This window comes from Kitasatospora sp. NPDC088264 (assembly GCF_040685715.1).
GTDB lineage: Bacteria > Actinomycetota > Actinomycetes > Streptomycetales > Streptomycetaceae > Kitasatospora.
This window is the reverse complement of record NZ_JBFBIR010000053.1, coordinates 19,566-34,038: the sequence shown is the minus strand read 5'-3', so window position 1 is coordinate 34,038 and position 14,473 is coordinate 19,566. Positions and strand designations below refer to the sequence as shown.

Annotated in this window: 11 protein-coding genes and 1 pseudogene; 7 read left to right on the top strand and 5 right to left on the bottom strand. The window is 73.8% G+C overall.

The genetic code is table 11. The features are described 5' to 3' along the window. Positions 1-41: 41 nt before the first annotated feature. The 3 genes from AB0O82_RS30030 to AB0O82_RS30020 form a co-directional block, all read right to left on the bottom strand. The gene (locus AB0O82_RS30030; protein WP_363587057.1) at positions 42-2,042 is read right to left on the bottom strand and encodes an ABC transporter ATP-binding protein; all 2,001 of its coding nucleotides are present in this window, start codon (positions 2,040-2,042) and stop codon (positions 42-44) included. A 368-nt stretch (positions 2,043-2,410) separates the two neighbouring features. Continuing rightward, positions 2,411-5,623 carry a type 2 lanthipeptide synthetase LanM family protein gene (locus tag AB0O82_RS30025; RefSeq protein WP_363587056.1) on the bottom strand — a complete coding sequence of 1,071 codons (3,213 nt, stop codon included), beginning with the start codon at positions 5,621-5,623 and terminating at the stop codon, positions 2,411-2,413. Between the two features lie 179 nt (positions 5,624-5,802). Next, positions 5,803-5,982 carry a hypothetical protein gene (locus AB0O82_RS30020; protein ID WP_063346527.1) on the bottom strand — a complete coding sequence of 60 codons (180 nt, stop codon included), beginning with the start codon at positions 5,980-5,982 and terminating at the stop codon, positions 5,803-5,805. A gap of 367 nt (positions 5,983-6,349) precedes the next feature. Here AB0O82_RS30020 and AB0O82_RS30015 point away from each other — a divergent pair, with 367 nt between their 5' ends. Continuing rightward, a complete protein-coding gene (locus tag AB0O82_RS30015) occupies positions 6,350-6,934 on the top strand; it encodes a hypothetical protein (RefSeq protein ID WP_363587055.1) in 585 nt (194 codons plus the stop codon). A gap of 16 nt (positions 6,935-6,950) precedes the next feature. Here AB0O82_RS30015 and AB0O82_RS30010 read toward each other — a convergent pair whose 3' ends face one another. Next, positions 6,951-7,199, bottom strand: a complete 249-nt coding sequence (locus tag AB0O82_RS30010) for a hypothetical protein (protein WP_363587054.1) — start codon at positions 7,197-7,199, stop codon at positions 6,951-6,953. A gap of 353 nt (positions 7,200-7,552) precedes the next feature. Here AB0O82_RS30010 and AB0O82_RS30005 point away from each other — a divergent pair, with 353 nt between their 5' ends. Together AB0O82_RS30005 and AB0O82_RS30000 are read left to right on the top strand one after the other, a co-directional pair. Further along, on the top strand, positions 7,553-8,110 hold the full coding sequence (locus AB0O82_RS30005) for a histidine kinase dimerization/phosphoacceptor domain-containing protein (protein ID WP_363587053.1): 558 nt from the start codon (positions 7,553-7,555) through the stop codon (positions 8,108-8,110). Between the two features lie 103 nt (positions 8,111-8,213). Beyond that, a pseudogene (locus tag AB0O82_RS30000) lies at positions 8,214-8,315 on the top strand (DNA-binding response regulator); the annotation flags it as partial. 181 nt (positions 8,316-8,496) lie between these two features. On the opposite strand, the gene katG reads toward AB0O82_RS30000, so the two are convergent. Next, positions 8,497-10,731: a catalase/peroxidase HPI gene (katG, locus tag AB0O82_RS29995; protein WP_363587052.1), complete on the bottom strand. Its 2,235-nt coding sequence runs from the start codon at positions 10,729-10,731 to the stop codon at positions 8,497-8,499. Between the two features lie 200 nt (positions 10,732-10,931). On the opposite strand from katG, the gene AB0O82_RS29990 reads away from it, so the two are divergent. From AB0O82_RS29990 to AB0O82_RS29975, 4 genes are all read left to right on the top strand, one after another. After that, the gene (locus AB0O82_RS29990; protein WP_363587051.1) at positions 10,932-11,345 is read left to right on the top strand and encodes a transcriptional repressor; all 414 of its coding nucleotides are present in this window, start codon (positions 10,932-10,934) and stop codon (positions 11,343-11,345) included. Between the two features lie 98 nt (positions 11,346-11,443). Beyond that, on the top strand, positions 11,444-11,875 hold the full coding sequence (locus tag AB0O82_RS29985) for a GNAT family N-acetyltransferase (RefSeq protein WP_363587050.1): 432 nt from the start codon (positions 11,444-11,446) through the stop codon (positions 11,873-11,875). A gap of 181 nt (positions 11,876-12,056) precedes the next feature. After that, complete coding sequence (locus AB0O82_RS29980; RefSeq protein ID WP_363587049.1) at positions 12,057-12,602, top strand: SRPBCC family protein; 546 nt, start codon at positions 12,057-12,059, stop codon at positions 12,600-12,602. Positions 12,603-12,830: 228 nt separating this feature from the next. Further along, positions 12,831-14,402, top strand: coding sequence for a class I adenylate-forming enzyme family protein (locus AB0O82_RS29975; protein WP_363587048.1), 1,572 nt, complete (start codon positions 12,831-12,833; stop codon positions 14,400-14,402). The last annotated feature ends 71 nt before the right edge of the window (positions 14,403-14,473 follow it).

The window sequence follows — 14,473 nt, the reverse complement described above, 5'->3', positions numbered from 1 at the left end:
TGCCCGGCGTCGCGCGCCCGGCGGGAATTGTCAGACACGCCCTAAACCCGCTGCGCCGGGACCGTCCGGTCCCGCTGGAGGTCCAGCAGCTCACGGAACAGCCCGTCCGGGCGCGCCGCCAGCTCCGCCCAGGTGCCGGTCTGCACGATCCGGCCCCGGTCCATCACGATCACCCGGTCCGCCACCGCCGCGTTGGCGATGTTGTGCGTCACCAGCAGCGTGATCCGCCCCGGGGCGAGGGCGCGCAGCGCGTGCAGGATGCGGTGCTCGGCGCGCGGGTCCAGGTCCGAGGTCGGCTCGTCCAGGATCAGCAGCCCCGGGCTGCGCACCGTCCGGTACAGCGCCCGGGCCACCGCCGCCCGCTGCCAGCCGCCGCCCGACAACTCGGCGCCGCCCCACCAGCCCTGGGCCAGCAGCGTGCGCCAGCCCGACCGCAGCCGGGCCACGATCTCGTCGAAGCCCGTCCGCGCGGCCGCCCGCTCCACGTCCGCCATCACCTGCTCGGTGAGGTGCCCCAGGTGGACGTTCTCGGCCGCCCCCAGCGGCCAGCGCGCGAACTCCTGCGGCACCCGGGCCACCCGCGACCACATGCCGTCCGCGTCCAGTTCCTCCACCGGCACGCCGTCCCAGCAGATCCGGCCGGACTGCGGCAGGTAGAGGCCCGACAGCAGCTTCAGCAGCGTCGACTTGCCGCTGCCGTTCTGCCCGATCACCGCCACCACCTCCCCGGCCCGCAGCGTCATGCTGACCCCGCGCAGCGCCGGCTCCTGCTGCTCGCCGGGGTAGGCGTGCCCGAGGTCCACGACCTCCACCAGTCGCGGCGCGTCCGGCACGATCCCGCCGCGCCGGATCCGGTGACCGCCGGCCTCGTCCAGGAAGGTGAAGTAGTCGTCCAGGTACAGGCCCATCCGGTAGAGCCGGGCGCCGTTGCCGACCAGGCCCTGCAGCCCGGACGAGGCCGTCCGCAGCGCGAACGTCGCCGTACCCGCCGCCGCCAGGTCGATCCGGCCGCTCGCCACCAGGTACAGCAGCGTGCCCCAGACCAGCGCGCTGCCCGCCCCCGTGCCCAGCGAGGCCAGCAGGGAGACCTTCGCCGCCTCCCTGGTCGCCCGGTCCGTCGCCTCGACGATCTTCTCCCCGGCGCGGCGGTACTTGGCCATCAGGAACGGCGTGACCTGGTCCGAACGGACCTGGTCCGCACGGGTCTTGTCGATCAGGAACCAGCGGTAGACGCGCAGCGCGCCACGGTCCTCGTTGGTGACCACGGCCGCCAGGTAGTGGATCCGGGCCGTCCGGACGGCCGCCACCCCGGTCGGCACCGAACCCAGCAGCAGCAGCGGCACCAGCCACGGATGGAGCGTCGCCAGGACACCCGCCGCAGCGGCCAGCGAGACCGTCGAGGCGATCACGTCCTGGGCGTTGGAGAGCAGGTCCGGCGTGGTCGAGGCACCCCGATCGGCCGCCTCCCACTGCTCGTTGTACGCGGGCTCGTCGTACGCCCGCAGCTCGGCCGCGCACCCGGCGGCGATCAGCGCCAGCTCCGCCTCCCGGGTGACCCTCGGCGACACCCGGCCGGACAGCCCCACCACCGCGACCCCCAGCACCGCGCGCAGCGCGGCCGAGACGGTCAGCAGGAGCAGCGACGGCGCGGCGGTCCGCAGGTGCTCCCCCACCGGGCCCGCCACCAGCAGCGCGCCCAGGGTGCCGGTCGTCGCGTACAGCGCCAACGCCCCGAACACGCCCGCCAGCGCCTGGCACACCAGCAGCAGCACGGTGGACGTCCGGTCCGCCGCCCACGCCAGCGCCACCGCGCGGCGCACCAGGTGCGGGAGGCGGCGCAGCATCGCGTTCGCCGACATCGACGCGCCGGCCTCGGCGCGGCGGTCGCCGGGGAAGCGCAGGCGCAGCTCCTCGTCGTGCTGGTCGTGGTCCTCGTCGTGCTGGTCGTGGTCCTGGTCGTGCTGGTCGGGCTGGTCGTGGTCGGAGGGGGTGCGGTCGGGCGGGGTGTGGGGCCTCTCGGGCTTCACGATCTGTTCGGACACAGTGCTCCCTGCTCCCTGGTACGGCGGCCGGTGGCCGCAGCGGATCCGCGCGCGGGCAGCCCTCACCGCCGAGTGGGCGTGTGGGGTCGGCAGCGGTGCCGGAAGGCACGCTGCGAAGGGCCTGCTGCGGTGCGGACCCCGATCCTGGCAGCGGTCCGCCGGGCCGTCCGGCGTGTCCCGGCCGGTCTCACTCGATCCGGGCGATTCCGTGTCGGCGGCGGCGAGTTGGTGGCAATCGATCACCGGGAGGGTCCGCGATGTTCGATTCGGGGGCCGACTGCGGCACGCTCCGGGCACGCGGTCCGACGATCACAGGAACATCCCGGCCGAGCCCGCGCTGCCCGACCTCGCCGACCTCGCCGACCGTCTCAGGGGGTCGGCGGGTGGAGCGCGAGGAGGGAGGGGGTGGTGGGGGCGGCGAGGCGGAGCAGCCCGTGGCCGGTGCCGGCGAGGCCGACCATCAGGGAGGGGCTGTGGACGCCGTGCGGGAGGCCGCAGGTCCAGCCGCGGGTGTCGAGGTCGTCGAGGGTGGCGTGGGCCTGCCGCAGGGCGGCGGTGCGCCAGCGGTCGCCGGCGAGCAGGAGGGGTTCGAGGTTGCCGAAGTCGCCGTGGCAGAGCGAGAAGTTGTGGCCGAAGCCCTCGCGGAGGACGGTGGTCAGGGCGGTGTCGCGTTCGGCGAGGAGCAACTCGCGGGCTTCGGGGAGGAGTTCGGCGAGTTCGGTGCGGGCGAGCGCGATGCCCGAGGCGCCGTGGCACCAGAGGGCCGGGTAGTGGGGCGCGTCAGGGCCGTCGTCCTCGCGGACGTCGCGCCAGTTGGCGGCGGCCGGGTCGAACAGGGTGCGTTCGTACTCGACGGCGGCGAGGGCGAGTTGGGGCAGCCGGGGGTCACCGAGATGCCGGCCGGCACGGGCGAGCGCCCAGGCGATGCCGGAGCCGCCGTGCGCGAAACCGGCCAGCGGGCGCTTGACGGTGCCGGCGAGGGAGGCGGGCAGCCAGCCGGCGCCGCCTTCGGGGTGCGGGGCGGCGGCCCGGACGAGGCGTTCGGCGCAGGCGGCGAGGGCGTCGGTGACGGCGGGGCCGGGGCGGACGGCCGCCCAGGCGAGCAGTCCGCCGATGGTGCCCGCGTTGCCGGCGAGGAGGTCGTGCTGGGCGTCGTCGGCGGCGGTGGCGGCGCTGCGGCGCACCACCTGGGCGGCCAGGGCGTCGAGTTCGGCGTCGGGGTGGTGGGCGGCGAGGTGGGCGAGGGCGTAGAGGATGCCGCCGACTCCGGCGAGGCCGCCGCCGAGGCGGTCGGCGCGCCGGCGAATTTGGTGACGTAACGTCAGTTCGGCTGCCCGGGCGGTGCTTCGGTGCTCGCGATCACCGGTGACGGTGGCGAGCTGATGGAGGAAGAGGGCGACGCCGGCCGTCCCGCTGTAGAGGTCGGGGCCGAGTTCGGCGGGTGCCCAGCGGCCGGGCGGGGCCCAGTTGGGGCCGGCCCAGGCGAGGTCCGCGCTCCCCCGGTAGGCCTCCCGGAGGAGCTGTTCGCCGGCGTCGACGGCCTTGGCGAGGGCGCGGGCGGCCAGGTCCGGGCCTTCGGCCGGCCTCCCGGGTGGCGCGGGAGGGGACGTGACCGGGTGGCGGCGCGGCTCGCGGGCGCCGTCCGCGGTGGTCACCGACAGGCGCAGCAGCTGGAGTTGGCGGGCCAGGTCCGGTTCGCCGAGGGCGTCCGCCTTGGCGAGGGCGAGGTCGAGTGCGGGCCGGTCGGTGACACCGGGGATCAGGACGCCGGTGGAGGAGCGGGCGTCGACGCTGTCGGGGCGGATGGTGAAGACCGGGACGTCCCCGCGCCAGAGGTCGGCGCGCTCGTGGTCGACGTAGGCGAGCGCGTGGTCCTCCCAGGCGGGGAGCGCCCAGAGCCGGTCGAGGTGGCGGTCCTGGTCGAGGCCGTCGCGGAGCAGGTCGGGGTGGCAGGCGGTGGCGAGCAGGCTGCGGTACTCGAAGGTGTCGCGGCGGAGCATCCTGGTCTCGTCGGCGGCGAACGCCCGGATGAGTTCCCGGAGTTCGCCCTTGTGGGCGGCGAGCAGCCGGTAGGCCTCGGTGAAGCCGGCTTCGAGCTCGCCGACGTGGTCGGCCAGGCGCAGCGGCCGCCCGGGCGGGACGGGACGGCTGCCGGGCGCCGCGACGGGCATCCGGTGGTACTCCAGGCGGAGCCGGTCGGTGCCCTGGTCGACCAGGACGGGGGCGGGGCGCGGCGGGAGGCTGCCCGGATCCCAGCCGAGGGCGGAGAGGTCGGTGCCGCCGTTGCCCTCGTCCCACATGCGCTCGGGCAGCAGGCCGGAGCGCAGCACCGAGTGTCGGGCCTGGTGGCGGGCGAGCCGTTCGGACTCGGAGAGGTCCTTGGCGGGTTCGGGCAGGTCGGGGTGGAACAGCGCTTCCAGGTCGATCAGGACCGGCTGGTCGCGGACGGCGATCAGGTTCTGGGCGTGGCAGTCGACCGCGTCGAGGGTGTGGAGCAGCGCGGCGAGGGTGCCGGCGCGGTGGTAGAAGTCGCTCAACTCGGCGTCGTCGCTGGCTGGTTCGGCGGCGACGTGGGCGACCCAGCCGTAGCCGTCGCGGGCCAGGTGGGCGAGGTCGTGCAGCGGCAGCCGGAGCATGGGGTTGAGCCAGCGCAGGAGGTGCTGGAAGTGCGTCTCGGCGCCGAGCGGGCGCGGCTTGTAGACGATGCGGGTGCCGTGTTCGAAGCGCAGGGCGCTGACGCTGGCGCCGCCCCGGTGCGGGTCGCCGAGGCCGGTGGCGAGTTCGGTGAGGCGGCCGAGCGGGCGGCCGTCGGCGAAGGTGCGGGCGAGGGCGGGGAGGTCGGCGGCGAGGCGGCGGTACAGGGTGAGGCAGGTGGCGGTCCACTGTTCGGCGGCGGTGGCCAGCCGGTACGCCAGCACCGGGTATTCGGCGAGGAGTCGGACGGCGCGGCCGGGTTCGGTGAGCCGGTCGAGGAAGTTCCGGTAGCGCTGTTCGGGGGTGTCTCCGGTCAACTCGCCGGAGAGGCGGGCGACGTGGAGTTCGGTGATGACGGTGCGGACGGCCGCGGTGTGCGCGGTCGCGGTGAGTGCGGGCAGGACGAGGTCGGCGAGCTGGTCGGGGGTGCCGAGGGTGGCGGGACCGGGGGAAGCCGCGCCCGGGGTGGCGGGGCCGAGTTCGGCGAGGCCGGTGCGCAGGCGGTCGCGGGCGTCGGCGAGCAGCGGGGCGACGAGCCGGGCGAAGGCGTGCTCCTCGGGGAGGTCGAGGGTGTGCCCGGCCTCGAAGGCGGCGGCGAGGCGTTCGGCCCAGTCGGGGGTGCCGAGGCGGTCCGCGAGGTCGGCCGGGTGTTCGGCGAGCAGGGCGCGCAGCCCGTCCGGGTCGAGGCGGTCGGCGGCGAGGCGGCGCTCGAACCAGTCGTCCCGGTCGAAGGGCGGCTGGGCGCGCCAGCGGTCGAGGATCCGCCCGGCACGGTCGGCCCGTTCAGTCCGTTCGGCGCGCTGGGCGTCCGGGTCGGGCAGCGGACCGCGGGCGGCGAGCGGGACGGCTCGGGCGGCGGCCCGACGGATTTCGGACGCGTCAACCACGGGCGGTCTCTCCATGCTCGGTTCGTGCACGACGGTTTCGGTGCTGTGCGCTCGACGGTCGCGGTACCGGGCGTACGCGCCCCGGCGATGCGGCCGGGGCGCGCGCTCACCGGCCGTATCGTGCGTCCGCGACGCGGGCTCCGGCGGTGCGACCGGGGTCCGCGCCGCGGACGGCGGACTCAGAAGCTGCAGACGTGGGCGCAGCTGCTCCAACCGCCACAGGTGCTGGCCTGCACCGCGGCGGTCACGTAGACCTCGTCCGACAGGTCGCCGGCCGGGTGGACCTGGTGGCCCTGGCCGAGGGTGAGCCGGAAGTCCTCGTCCTTGAGCGCGCGGACCTGCTCTGCCGTGGGCTGCATGGTGCCTCCTTCAGACATTCGGGTCTGGCACGGTCGTGCCGGGTCGGGATCCTGGCACCGCCCCACCCGCCGCACCAGGGGTGTGCCGCGCACCGGGCACAATTTCGGCCAGGGTCGAAATAGGGACGAGGCCTCCCCGCCCGTCCTGCTTCCGCAGGCCGCGCCCGCTCCCCCGGCCAGCCGTCGAACCTCCCGTCGCCCTACACCTGTCCGGAATCCGGGCAGTGACGGGGGCCTGAACCAGGCCCCACGTTTGAACGGCCGGGCCCCGGGCAGTCCGCACCGCCCGTCGCTCCTGTGGCCGGGCCGGGCACCGAAGGTCACGATGGAATCCGGCAACCCCCGCCCCCGGCCCGATCGGAGCGCGATGAGCGAGCAGCACAACGTCGTCCTGCTGACCTTCCCGGACGCCGCCACGTGGCGGACGGCCTTCGACGAGGCTCAGCACCTGCCGGGCCTGCGGCAGCTGGCGGCGCTGGAGCGCAGCGCCGACGGCCTGTTGGAGATCCAGGACACCTTCACCCGGGGCGCGGGCGTGACCACCGTCAGCTCCGGCGTCCTCGGCGGCCTGGTGGGCCTGGTCGGCGGGCCGATCGGCGTCCTGCTCGGCTTCGCGGCCGGTGCGGCGCTCGGCAACGCCGCCGAGGAGGGCCGGGCGACGGAGGGCGGCGCCGGGCTGATCATGCTCTCGCCGCGCGTCCCGGACGGCGGCGCGCTGCTCGTCCTGGAGCTCCGGGAGTCCTCCCCCGACCGGGCCGACGACCTGGCCTCCCGGCACGGGGCCACGGTCGAGCGGATCGACGCGCAGGCCTTCGCCGAGCAGGTCCGGACCGCCGAGCACAAGGCGGAGCAGGACCCGGCGGAGCAGGACCCGGCCGCGCGGAACGCGGCGGAACAGGACACGGCGGAGGAGCCCAAGGCGGAGGGTCACCGGCCCGGCGAGGGCGCCTGACCCGCCGCCCGGCCCCTCACTCGGCCCGCAGCGCCTCGATCGTCCGCGCCCGAGCCGCCCGGACGGCGGGCAGCAGCGCCCCGAGCAGCGCGATCAGCACGCCGCCGAACCCGAGCAGCGCCAGCACCGGCGTGCCGAACACGTCGAGGGCCGAGCCGCCGAGGACGGAGCAGGTGGTGGCCACCAGGGCGGCCAGCCCGATCGCGACGGACTGCGTGCGGCTCCGGCGGACACCCGCGCGCACCGCCCTGCCCAGCGCGGTCATGCCGCCACCGCCGAGTCCGAGGCGATCCGGCCGTCCCGCATCCGGACCGTGCGGTGGCGCAGTCCTCGGCGAGGGCCGCCCGCGCGCCCTCGTAGTGGCGGCTCACACCGCTCAGTTCGATCACCGGTTCGCTGCTCGTCCCCCGCTCCTCGTACGTTCCCGCCTGGTGGACGGCACGAAGGTACGGACGGGCGGCGCGCCGGGGACGCTGCCCAGGGCGACTCCGCTCCCCCGTCCGGCCGACCCGGCGCGGCCAGGCCTTCGACCTGGCCCCGGCCCTGTTCCTCGCCTTCGCCTGCGCCCGCTACGCCACCACCGCGAGCAAGGGTCACGGCACCGACTGGTACGGGCTGATGCTGCTGGTGCCGCTCGTGCCGCTGCCGCTGGTGCTGCGCCGCCGCCTGCCGCTGGCGGTGCTGTGGGCGGTGATGCCGGCCGCGCTGCTGGTGCGCCACCAGTCGGAGGACATCGCGTACGCGGCCGGCGTGGCCGTCATCATCGCCGCCTACAGCGCCGCCGCCTACGGGCGCCGCCCGGCGGCACTGCTGCCGATCCTGCCGGCGGCCGCCGCGACGCTGGTGGTGCTCTTCGACGACGCCAAGCTGCCGCACTTCCCCAACGCGGTGATCGCGCTGCTGGTCCTGGTCCCGGTGTTCGCGGTCGCCTACGAACTACGGATGTGGCGCCGCCGGGTGGACGAGGAGCGCGAACGGCTGTCCGCCCTGGAGCGCGGGCGGCTGGCCGCGCTGGAGCACGCGGTGGAGCTCGAACGGGCGTGGATCGTTCGGGAGTTGCACGACGTGGTGACGCACAACGTGAGCATGATGACGATCCAGGCCGGGGCCGCCCGCAAGATCCTGGACACCGCCCCGGACAAGGCCCGCGAGGCGATGGCCGCGGTGGAGGCCTGATCGGCCTGCGCGAACGCCTCGCCGTCTACGGCGGCACCCTGCACACCGGCCCCCGGCCGCGCGGCGGCTACCGCGTCAAGGCCCTTATCCCCCTGGAGAGTTCATGAGCGAGCGGGCGCTGCGCGTGGTGGTGGCCGACGACCAGGCCCTGGTCCGCACCGGGTTCCGGCTGATCCTCGAATCGGAGGGGATCGAGGTGGTCGCCGCCTACGAGACCGGGCTGGTCAACGTCGGCACGGCGGCGCAACCCCGGTAGCGGTCCGCCATCGGCCCGGAGGCGTACACCTCCGGGCCGATGGCGGATCCTCACCGCCCTCCGGACGGCTGACGCCAACTCCCGTCGGCCGCCCGGGAACCCGGGATCACGGGATCGGGCGGGCGCGGGATCAGGCGACGTCGAACCGGTCCAGGTTCATCACCTTGACCCACGCCGCGACGAAGTCGGCCACGAACTTCTCCTTCGCGTCGTCGCTCGCGTAGACCTCGGCGACGGCGCGCAGTTCGGAGTTGGAGCCGAAGACCAGGTCGGCCCGGGTGCCGGTCCACTTGAGCGCGCCGGTGGCCGCGTCCCGGCCCTCGAAGGTGTGCCCGTCCTCCGAGGTGGCCTTCCACTCCGTGCCCAGGTCCAGCAGGTTGACGAAGAAGTCGTTCGTCAGGGCCTCGGGGGTCTCGGTGAGGACGCCGTGCGGAGACTGCTGGTAGTTGGCGCCCAGCACCCGCAGGCCGCCGACCAGGACGGTCAGTTCGGGCGCGCTCAGGGTCAGCAGGTTCGCCTTGTCGAGCAGCAGGTACTCGGCGCCCAGCCGGCTGCCCTTGCCCACGTAGTTGCGGAAGCCGTCCGAGGTCGGCTCCATCGCCGCGAAGGAGTCGACGTCGGTGAGCTCCTGCGTCGCGTCCACCCGGCCCGGTGTGAACGGCACCACCACGTCGTGGCCGGCCGCCCGGGCGGCCTTCTCCACGCCGACGCCGCCGGCCAGCACCACCACGTCCGCCAGCGAGACCTGCTTGGCGCCGGACCGGGCGTTGAACTCCTGCTGCACGCCCTCCAGGGTGCGCAGCACCGAGGCCAGCCGGTCCGGCTCGTTGACCTCCCAGCCGATCTGCGGCTGGAGCCGGATCCGGCCGCCGTTGGCGCCGCCGCGCTTGTCGCTGCCGCGGAAGGAGGAGGCCGCCGCCCACGCGGTGGACACCAGCTCGGAGACCGACAGCCCGGAGGCGGCGATCCGCTCCCGCAGGGCGGCGACGTCCGCGGCGTCGATCTGCCGGTAGTCGACCGCGGGCAGCGGGTCCTGCCACACCAGTTGCTCGGCCGGGACCTCCGCGCCGACGTAGCGGGCGACCGGGCCCATGTCGCGGTGGGTCAGCTTGAACCAGGCGCGGGCGAAGGCGTCCGCGAGTTCCTCGGGGTGCTCCAGGAAGCGCCGGGAGATCGGCTCGTAGACCGGGTCCAGGCGCAGCGAGAGGTCGGTGGTCAGCATCGTCGGGGCGTGCCGCTTGGACGGGTCGTGGGCGTCCGGGACGGTGCCCGCTCCGGCGCCGCCCTTCGGCTTCCACTGGAAGGCGCCGGCCGGGCTCTTGGTCAGCTCCCACTCGTAGCCGAACAGCGTCTCGAAGAAGCTGTTGTCCCAGGTCACCGGGGTGGCCGTCCAGGCGCCCTCCAGGCCGCTGGTGATCGCGTCCCCGCCCTTGCCGGTGCGGAAGGTGCTCTTCCAGCCGAGGCCCTGCTGCTCGATCGGGGCGTCCTCCGGGTCGGGGCCGACGTTGTCCGCCGGGCCCGCGCCGTGGGTCTTGCCGAAGGTGTGGCCGCCGGCGATCAGCGCGACGGTCTCCTCGTCGTTCATCGCCATCCGGTAGAAGGTCTCGCGGATGTCGCGGGCGGCGGCGAGCGGGTCCGGGGTGCCGTTGGGGCCCTCGGGGTTGACGTAGATCAGGCCCATCTGGACGGCGGCGAGCGGGCGCTCCAGCTGGCGGTCGCCGGTGTAGCGCTCGTCGCCGAGCCAGGTGGTCTCCGGGCCCCAGTAGACGTCCTCGTCCGGCTCCCACTCGTCCACCCGGCCGCCGCCGAAGCCAAAGGTCTCGAAGCCCATCGACTCCAGGGCGACGTTCCCGGCCAGGATCATCAGGTCGGCCCAGGAGAGGTTGCGGCCGTACTTCTTCTTCACCGGCCACAGCAGGCGGCGGGCCTTGTCCAGGCTGGCGTTGTCGGGCCAGCTGTTCAGCGGGGCGAAGCGCTGCTGCCCGGCGCCGGCGCCGCCTCGGCCGTCGCTGATCCGGTAGGTGCCCGCGCTGTGCCACGCCATCCGGATGATGAAGGGGCCGTAGTGCCCGTAGTCGGCCGGCCACCACGCGTGCGAGGTGGTGAGGGCCGTCTCGATGTCCCGCTTCACGGTCGGAAGGTCGAGGGATCCGAACGCCGCGGCGTAGTCGAAGTCCGCGCCGAGCGGGTTCGCCACGGCCGGATTCTTCGCGAGGATCTTCAGATTGAGCCGCTCCGGCCACCACTGGCGGTTTCCGCCGCCCTGGGTGGGGTGCGGCGCGCGCCCGTGGGCCACCGGGCAGCCACCCGTGCCCTCCGCCTGCGGCTCGGGTTCGGTAACGATGGGATCGTGGTTCTCAGACATGGAAATCCTTCCCTACAAGGCGGATCACGGTGTCTTGACTGCTACTTCCTGCTACCCAGGCTATCGCCGGAGCCGATCCTACGATGGACTCGATCCACGTCAAGATTGACACCAAACCCATATCCGATCGGGAACCGGAGAGAAGCCGCAATCACTTGGTAAAATCCGGTCTTCCCATTGACCTGAATAGGTGAACCGATATGAGTGACCTGCTGGAGCGACTGCGCGGACGCGGCTGGCGCCTCACCTCCCAGCGGCGTGTCGTGGCGGAGGTCCTGGACGGCGAGCACGTTCACCTCACCGCCGACGAGGTCCACGCCCGAGCCGCCGAACGCCTGCCCGAGATCTCCCGGGCCACCGTCTACAACACCCTCGGCGAACTGGTCACCCTCGGCGAGGTCATCGAGGTCTCCACCGACGGCCGGGCCAAGCGCTACGACCCCAACGCCCACCACCCGCACCAGCACCTCGTCTGCACCCACTGCGGCACCATCCGCGACGTCCACCCCACCGACGACCCCCTCACCGCCCTGCCCACCGACCAGCGCTTCGGCTTCACCGTCACCGACGCCGCCGTCACCTACCGCGGCCTCTGCCCGGCCTGCGCGGGCTGACCACGGGCTGACCACGGGCTGACCACGGGCCCGGACTCACATCCCCGCCCGGACCGAGGACCGGGATTCCCTGCGAAGATCGAGGGATGGAACTGACGATGGTTGACGTCGCACCGGGGAGCGCCGCCATGGCGGCCGATGTCGGGCCGCTGATACGGCAGTTGAGGCCGGCCCTGACCGCCGAGGGGTTCGCCGCCTTCGCCGCCGAGGCGCACGCGCAGGGGCTGGTCTTCACCGCCGCGTACGACGGTCGCGGGCGGTGCGTCGGGGTGGCGACCCACCGGGTGCTGGCGACCAGCCGCGGCCGGCTGCTGTTCGTCGACGACCTGGTGACCGACCGCGCGGTGCGGTCGGCGGGGGTCGGCGGGCGGCTGATGGCGGAGCTGGAGGAGCGGGCCCGGCGGGCGGGGTGCGCCCGGATCGAGCTCGACTCGGGGGTGACCAACCACGGCGCGCACCGCTTTTATCACACGGCCCGGATGTCGATCGTCGCCCTGCACTTCGCCCGCGAGATCCGGGCCGGTTCGTAGCGGTTCGAGGGGACGGTCGGTTCGCGGCCCGCGGTGCCGGCCGGTTCGTGGTACGCGATGCCGGTCGGTTCGCGGCCGTTCGCCGCGGCACCGGGCCGGAGTTGACACGGAATCACGGAGTTGACGGACCCGCCGGCCCGCCCTTGACCCCCGCCGGGGCCGGGCTGGGACGATCCCCGGCATGGGCGAAACCATCAACGAGAAGCAGCCGATATTCTCCGCCGACGCCGACATTCGAATTTCCGCGACACCGGTCGAGGTCTACGCGGTGGTCAGCGACCTGCCGCGCAGCGGCGAATGGAGCCCGGAATGCCTGGGCGGTGAATGGACGGTCGGCGAGCCGGCCGCCGTCGGGTCCGTGTTTCGCGGCGACAACCTCCGCGGCGACGACATCGTCGCCTGGGCGCCGGTGGTCCGCGGCCGGTGGACGACCCAGTCCGAGGTGGTCGCCGCGGAGCCGGGCCGGACCTTCCGGTGGGCGATACACAACTCGGACGGCCAGAAGCAGGAGAGCATCTGGGGCTTCGACATCGAAGCCGCCGAGGGCGGCGGCAGCCTGCTGACCCACCACTTCCGCATGGACTCGGCCACCCAGGGCATCAAGGGCATCACCGCGGAGATGGACGCGGCCGAGAAGCAGCGCTTCTTCGCGGAGTGGGGCGACAAGATCTCCGGCGATCTGGCCGCCACCCTGCAGCGCATCAAGGCCGTCATCGAAGAGGCGTGACGCCGGGCGGTATCCGGCCTTTCCGCGATTCGCCCGGAATTCCCGGGCTCGTACCCGGGCACGCGGCCATTCGGACGCCCGGGCACGCCAATTCACCTCGGACGGTGTCCCTTTCACCGCGGGTGGTGTCCATTCCATTCACGTCAGGCGCCGACGGCGCACAGCCGCGGCCCGGGAGGCGTACAGGTGCTTCTTCAACGTATCGGAAACCGGGGAATTCAGCTCGGGATGCTCTTCGAACGCGCCGCGGCCAGACACGGCGCGAACGTCCTCATCCTCGACCACGACCTCGACGCGGCACCGGAGTTGGGCCGCAGGGCGACTGTCGCCGAGGTGTCGGACCTGGTGGACGACCTGGCGTCCCGGCTCTGGGCGGCGGGCGTGCGGCCGAGCCGGCGGGTGGTGGTGTACAAGGCCGACGGCTTCGACATCACGCTGCTCGCGTGCGCGGCGGCGCGGATCGGGGCGGTCCCGGTCCTGCTGTCGCCGGCTCTGGACGGCGCGACCGTCGCCGAGCTGGTCCGCCGTACCGACCGGCCGTTCCTGGTGACCGACCAGGAGAAGCTGGACAACGTGCTGCCCGAGACGGTCTTCGACCTCGCCGACCGGGTGGTGCTGACCTCCGGCTCGTACCGGGACGCCGTCGAACTGCGGGCGCTGGCCGGGGTGGAGAGGGTCAAACCCGTCATCATGCCGGCCGACCACCCGACGCTGATCACCCACACCTCGGGCACCACCGGGACGCCCAAGCTGGCCGTGCACACCGGGTTCAGCCTGCAGTCCCGCTACCGCCCGCAGGCCTCCGTCATCGCCCCGCTGATCCCGGGCCGGGAGACCATCGCCATCCACGTCTCCTTCGTCCACTCCCGGCTGATCACCGCGCTGGCGATCTCGCTCTACCGCGGCTTCCCGCTGGTCGTGCTGCGCGAGTCGGACCCGAAGCACGTCGGCGACCTGTTCGCGCGGCTGAAGCCGGGCATCCTGGAGGCGCACCCCAACTCCTTCATGGAGTGGGAGGAGTTGGCGCAGGACCCGCGCGGCCCACTGTCCAACGTCAAGCTGTTCAGCAGCACCTTCGACGCGATCCACCCGCGGACCGTGCACCGGTTGCTGCGCGCCACCCGGCGCCGCTCGCCGCTCTTCGGCCAGTTGTACGGGCAGAGCGAGGTCGGCCCGGCCATCGTCCGCGGCTTCACCCGACGCCGCACCCTGGACGACGACGGCCGCTGCGTCGGCATGCCGTTCCCCGGGATGACCGACGTCCGGGTCGTCAGCCGGAACGGCAACCCGCCGTCCGAGCGGAACCCGGGCTTCATCGAGGTGCGCAGCGACGGACGCATCGTCACCTATCTCGGCGAGCAGGACCGCTACGACGCCCAGGTGTCGGCGGACGGCTGGTGGCGGATGGGCGACGTCGGCTACCGCACCAAGTGGGGCTGCGTGCACCTGCTGGACCGCGAGGTCGACCTGATCGAGGGCTTCGGCAGCACCCTCGCGGCCGAGGACACCCTGTTCGGCCAGTTGCCCGGCCTCGCCGAGGTCATCATCATCCCCGGCCCGGACGGCCGGGCCGTGCCGGTGGTGTGCACCAAGGACGACGAACCACTGGACCTGGCGGCCTGGCGGCGCGCCACGGCGTCGCTGCCGCCGATGGCCGAGCCGGTCCACCGACGGCTGGACGAGCTGCCGAGGACCGCCACCACCAAGATCAAGCGCCTGGAACTCGCCCGCCTGCTGCTCGCCGACGCCCCGCAGGGCACCCGGGCGGACGTGGAAGACGTGGAGGACGTGAAGCCATGAGTGAGCGAAGCCATCTCGTCATCGAGAGGTGCGCGCGGGCGAATGCCCCTGCCGAGCGAAGCGGGGCGGGC

Bases quoted from the DNA above. Each gene is read 5' to 3' on its own strand.
- AB0O82_RS30015 (WP_363587055.1), top strand. From the start codon at position 6,350: ATGAGCGAGCAGCACAACGTCGTCCTGCTGACCTTCCCGGACGCCGCC.
- AB0O82_RS29990 (WP_363587051.1), top strand. From the start codon at position 10,932: ATGAGTGACCTGCTGGAGCGACTGCGCGGACGCGGCTGGCGCCTCACC.
- AB0O82_RS30020 (WP_063346527.1), bottom strand. From the start codon at position 5,982: ATGCAGCCCACGGCAGAGCAGGTCCGCGCGCTCAAGGACGAGGACTTC.
- AB0O82_RS30005 (WP_363587053.1), top strand. From the start codon at position 7,553: ATGCTGCTGGTGCCGCTCGTGCCGCTGCCGCTGGTGCTGCGCCGCCGC.
- AB0O82_RS29975 (WP_363587048.1), top strand. From the start codon at position 12,831: ATGCTCTTCGAACGCGCCGCGGCCAGACACGGCGCGAACGTCCTCATC.
- AB0O82_RS29980 (WP_363587049.1), top strand. From the start codon at position 12,057: ATGGGCGAAACCATCAACGAGAAGCAGCCGATATTCTCCGCCGACGCC.
- katG (WP_363587052.1), bottom strand. From the start codon at position 10,731: ATGTCTGAGAACCACGATCCCATCGTTACCGAACCCGAGCCGCAGGCG.
- AB0O82_RS30010 (WP_363587054.1), bottom strand. From the start codon at position 7,199: ATGACCGCGCTGGGCAGGGCGGTGCGCGCGGGTGTCCGCCGGAGCCGC.
- AB0O82_RS29985 (WP_363587050.1), top strand. From the start codon at position 11,444: ATGGTTGACGTCGCACCGGGGAGCGCCGCCATGGCGGCCGATGTCGGG.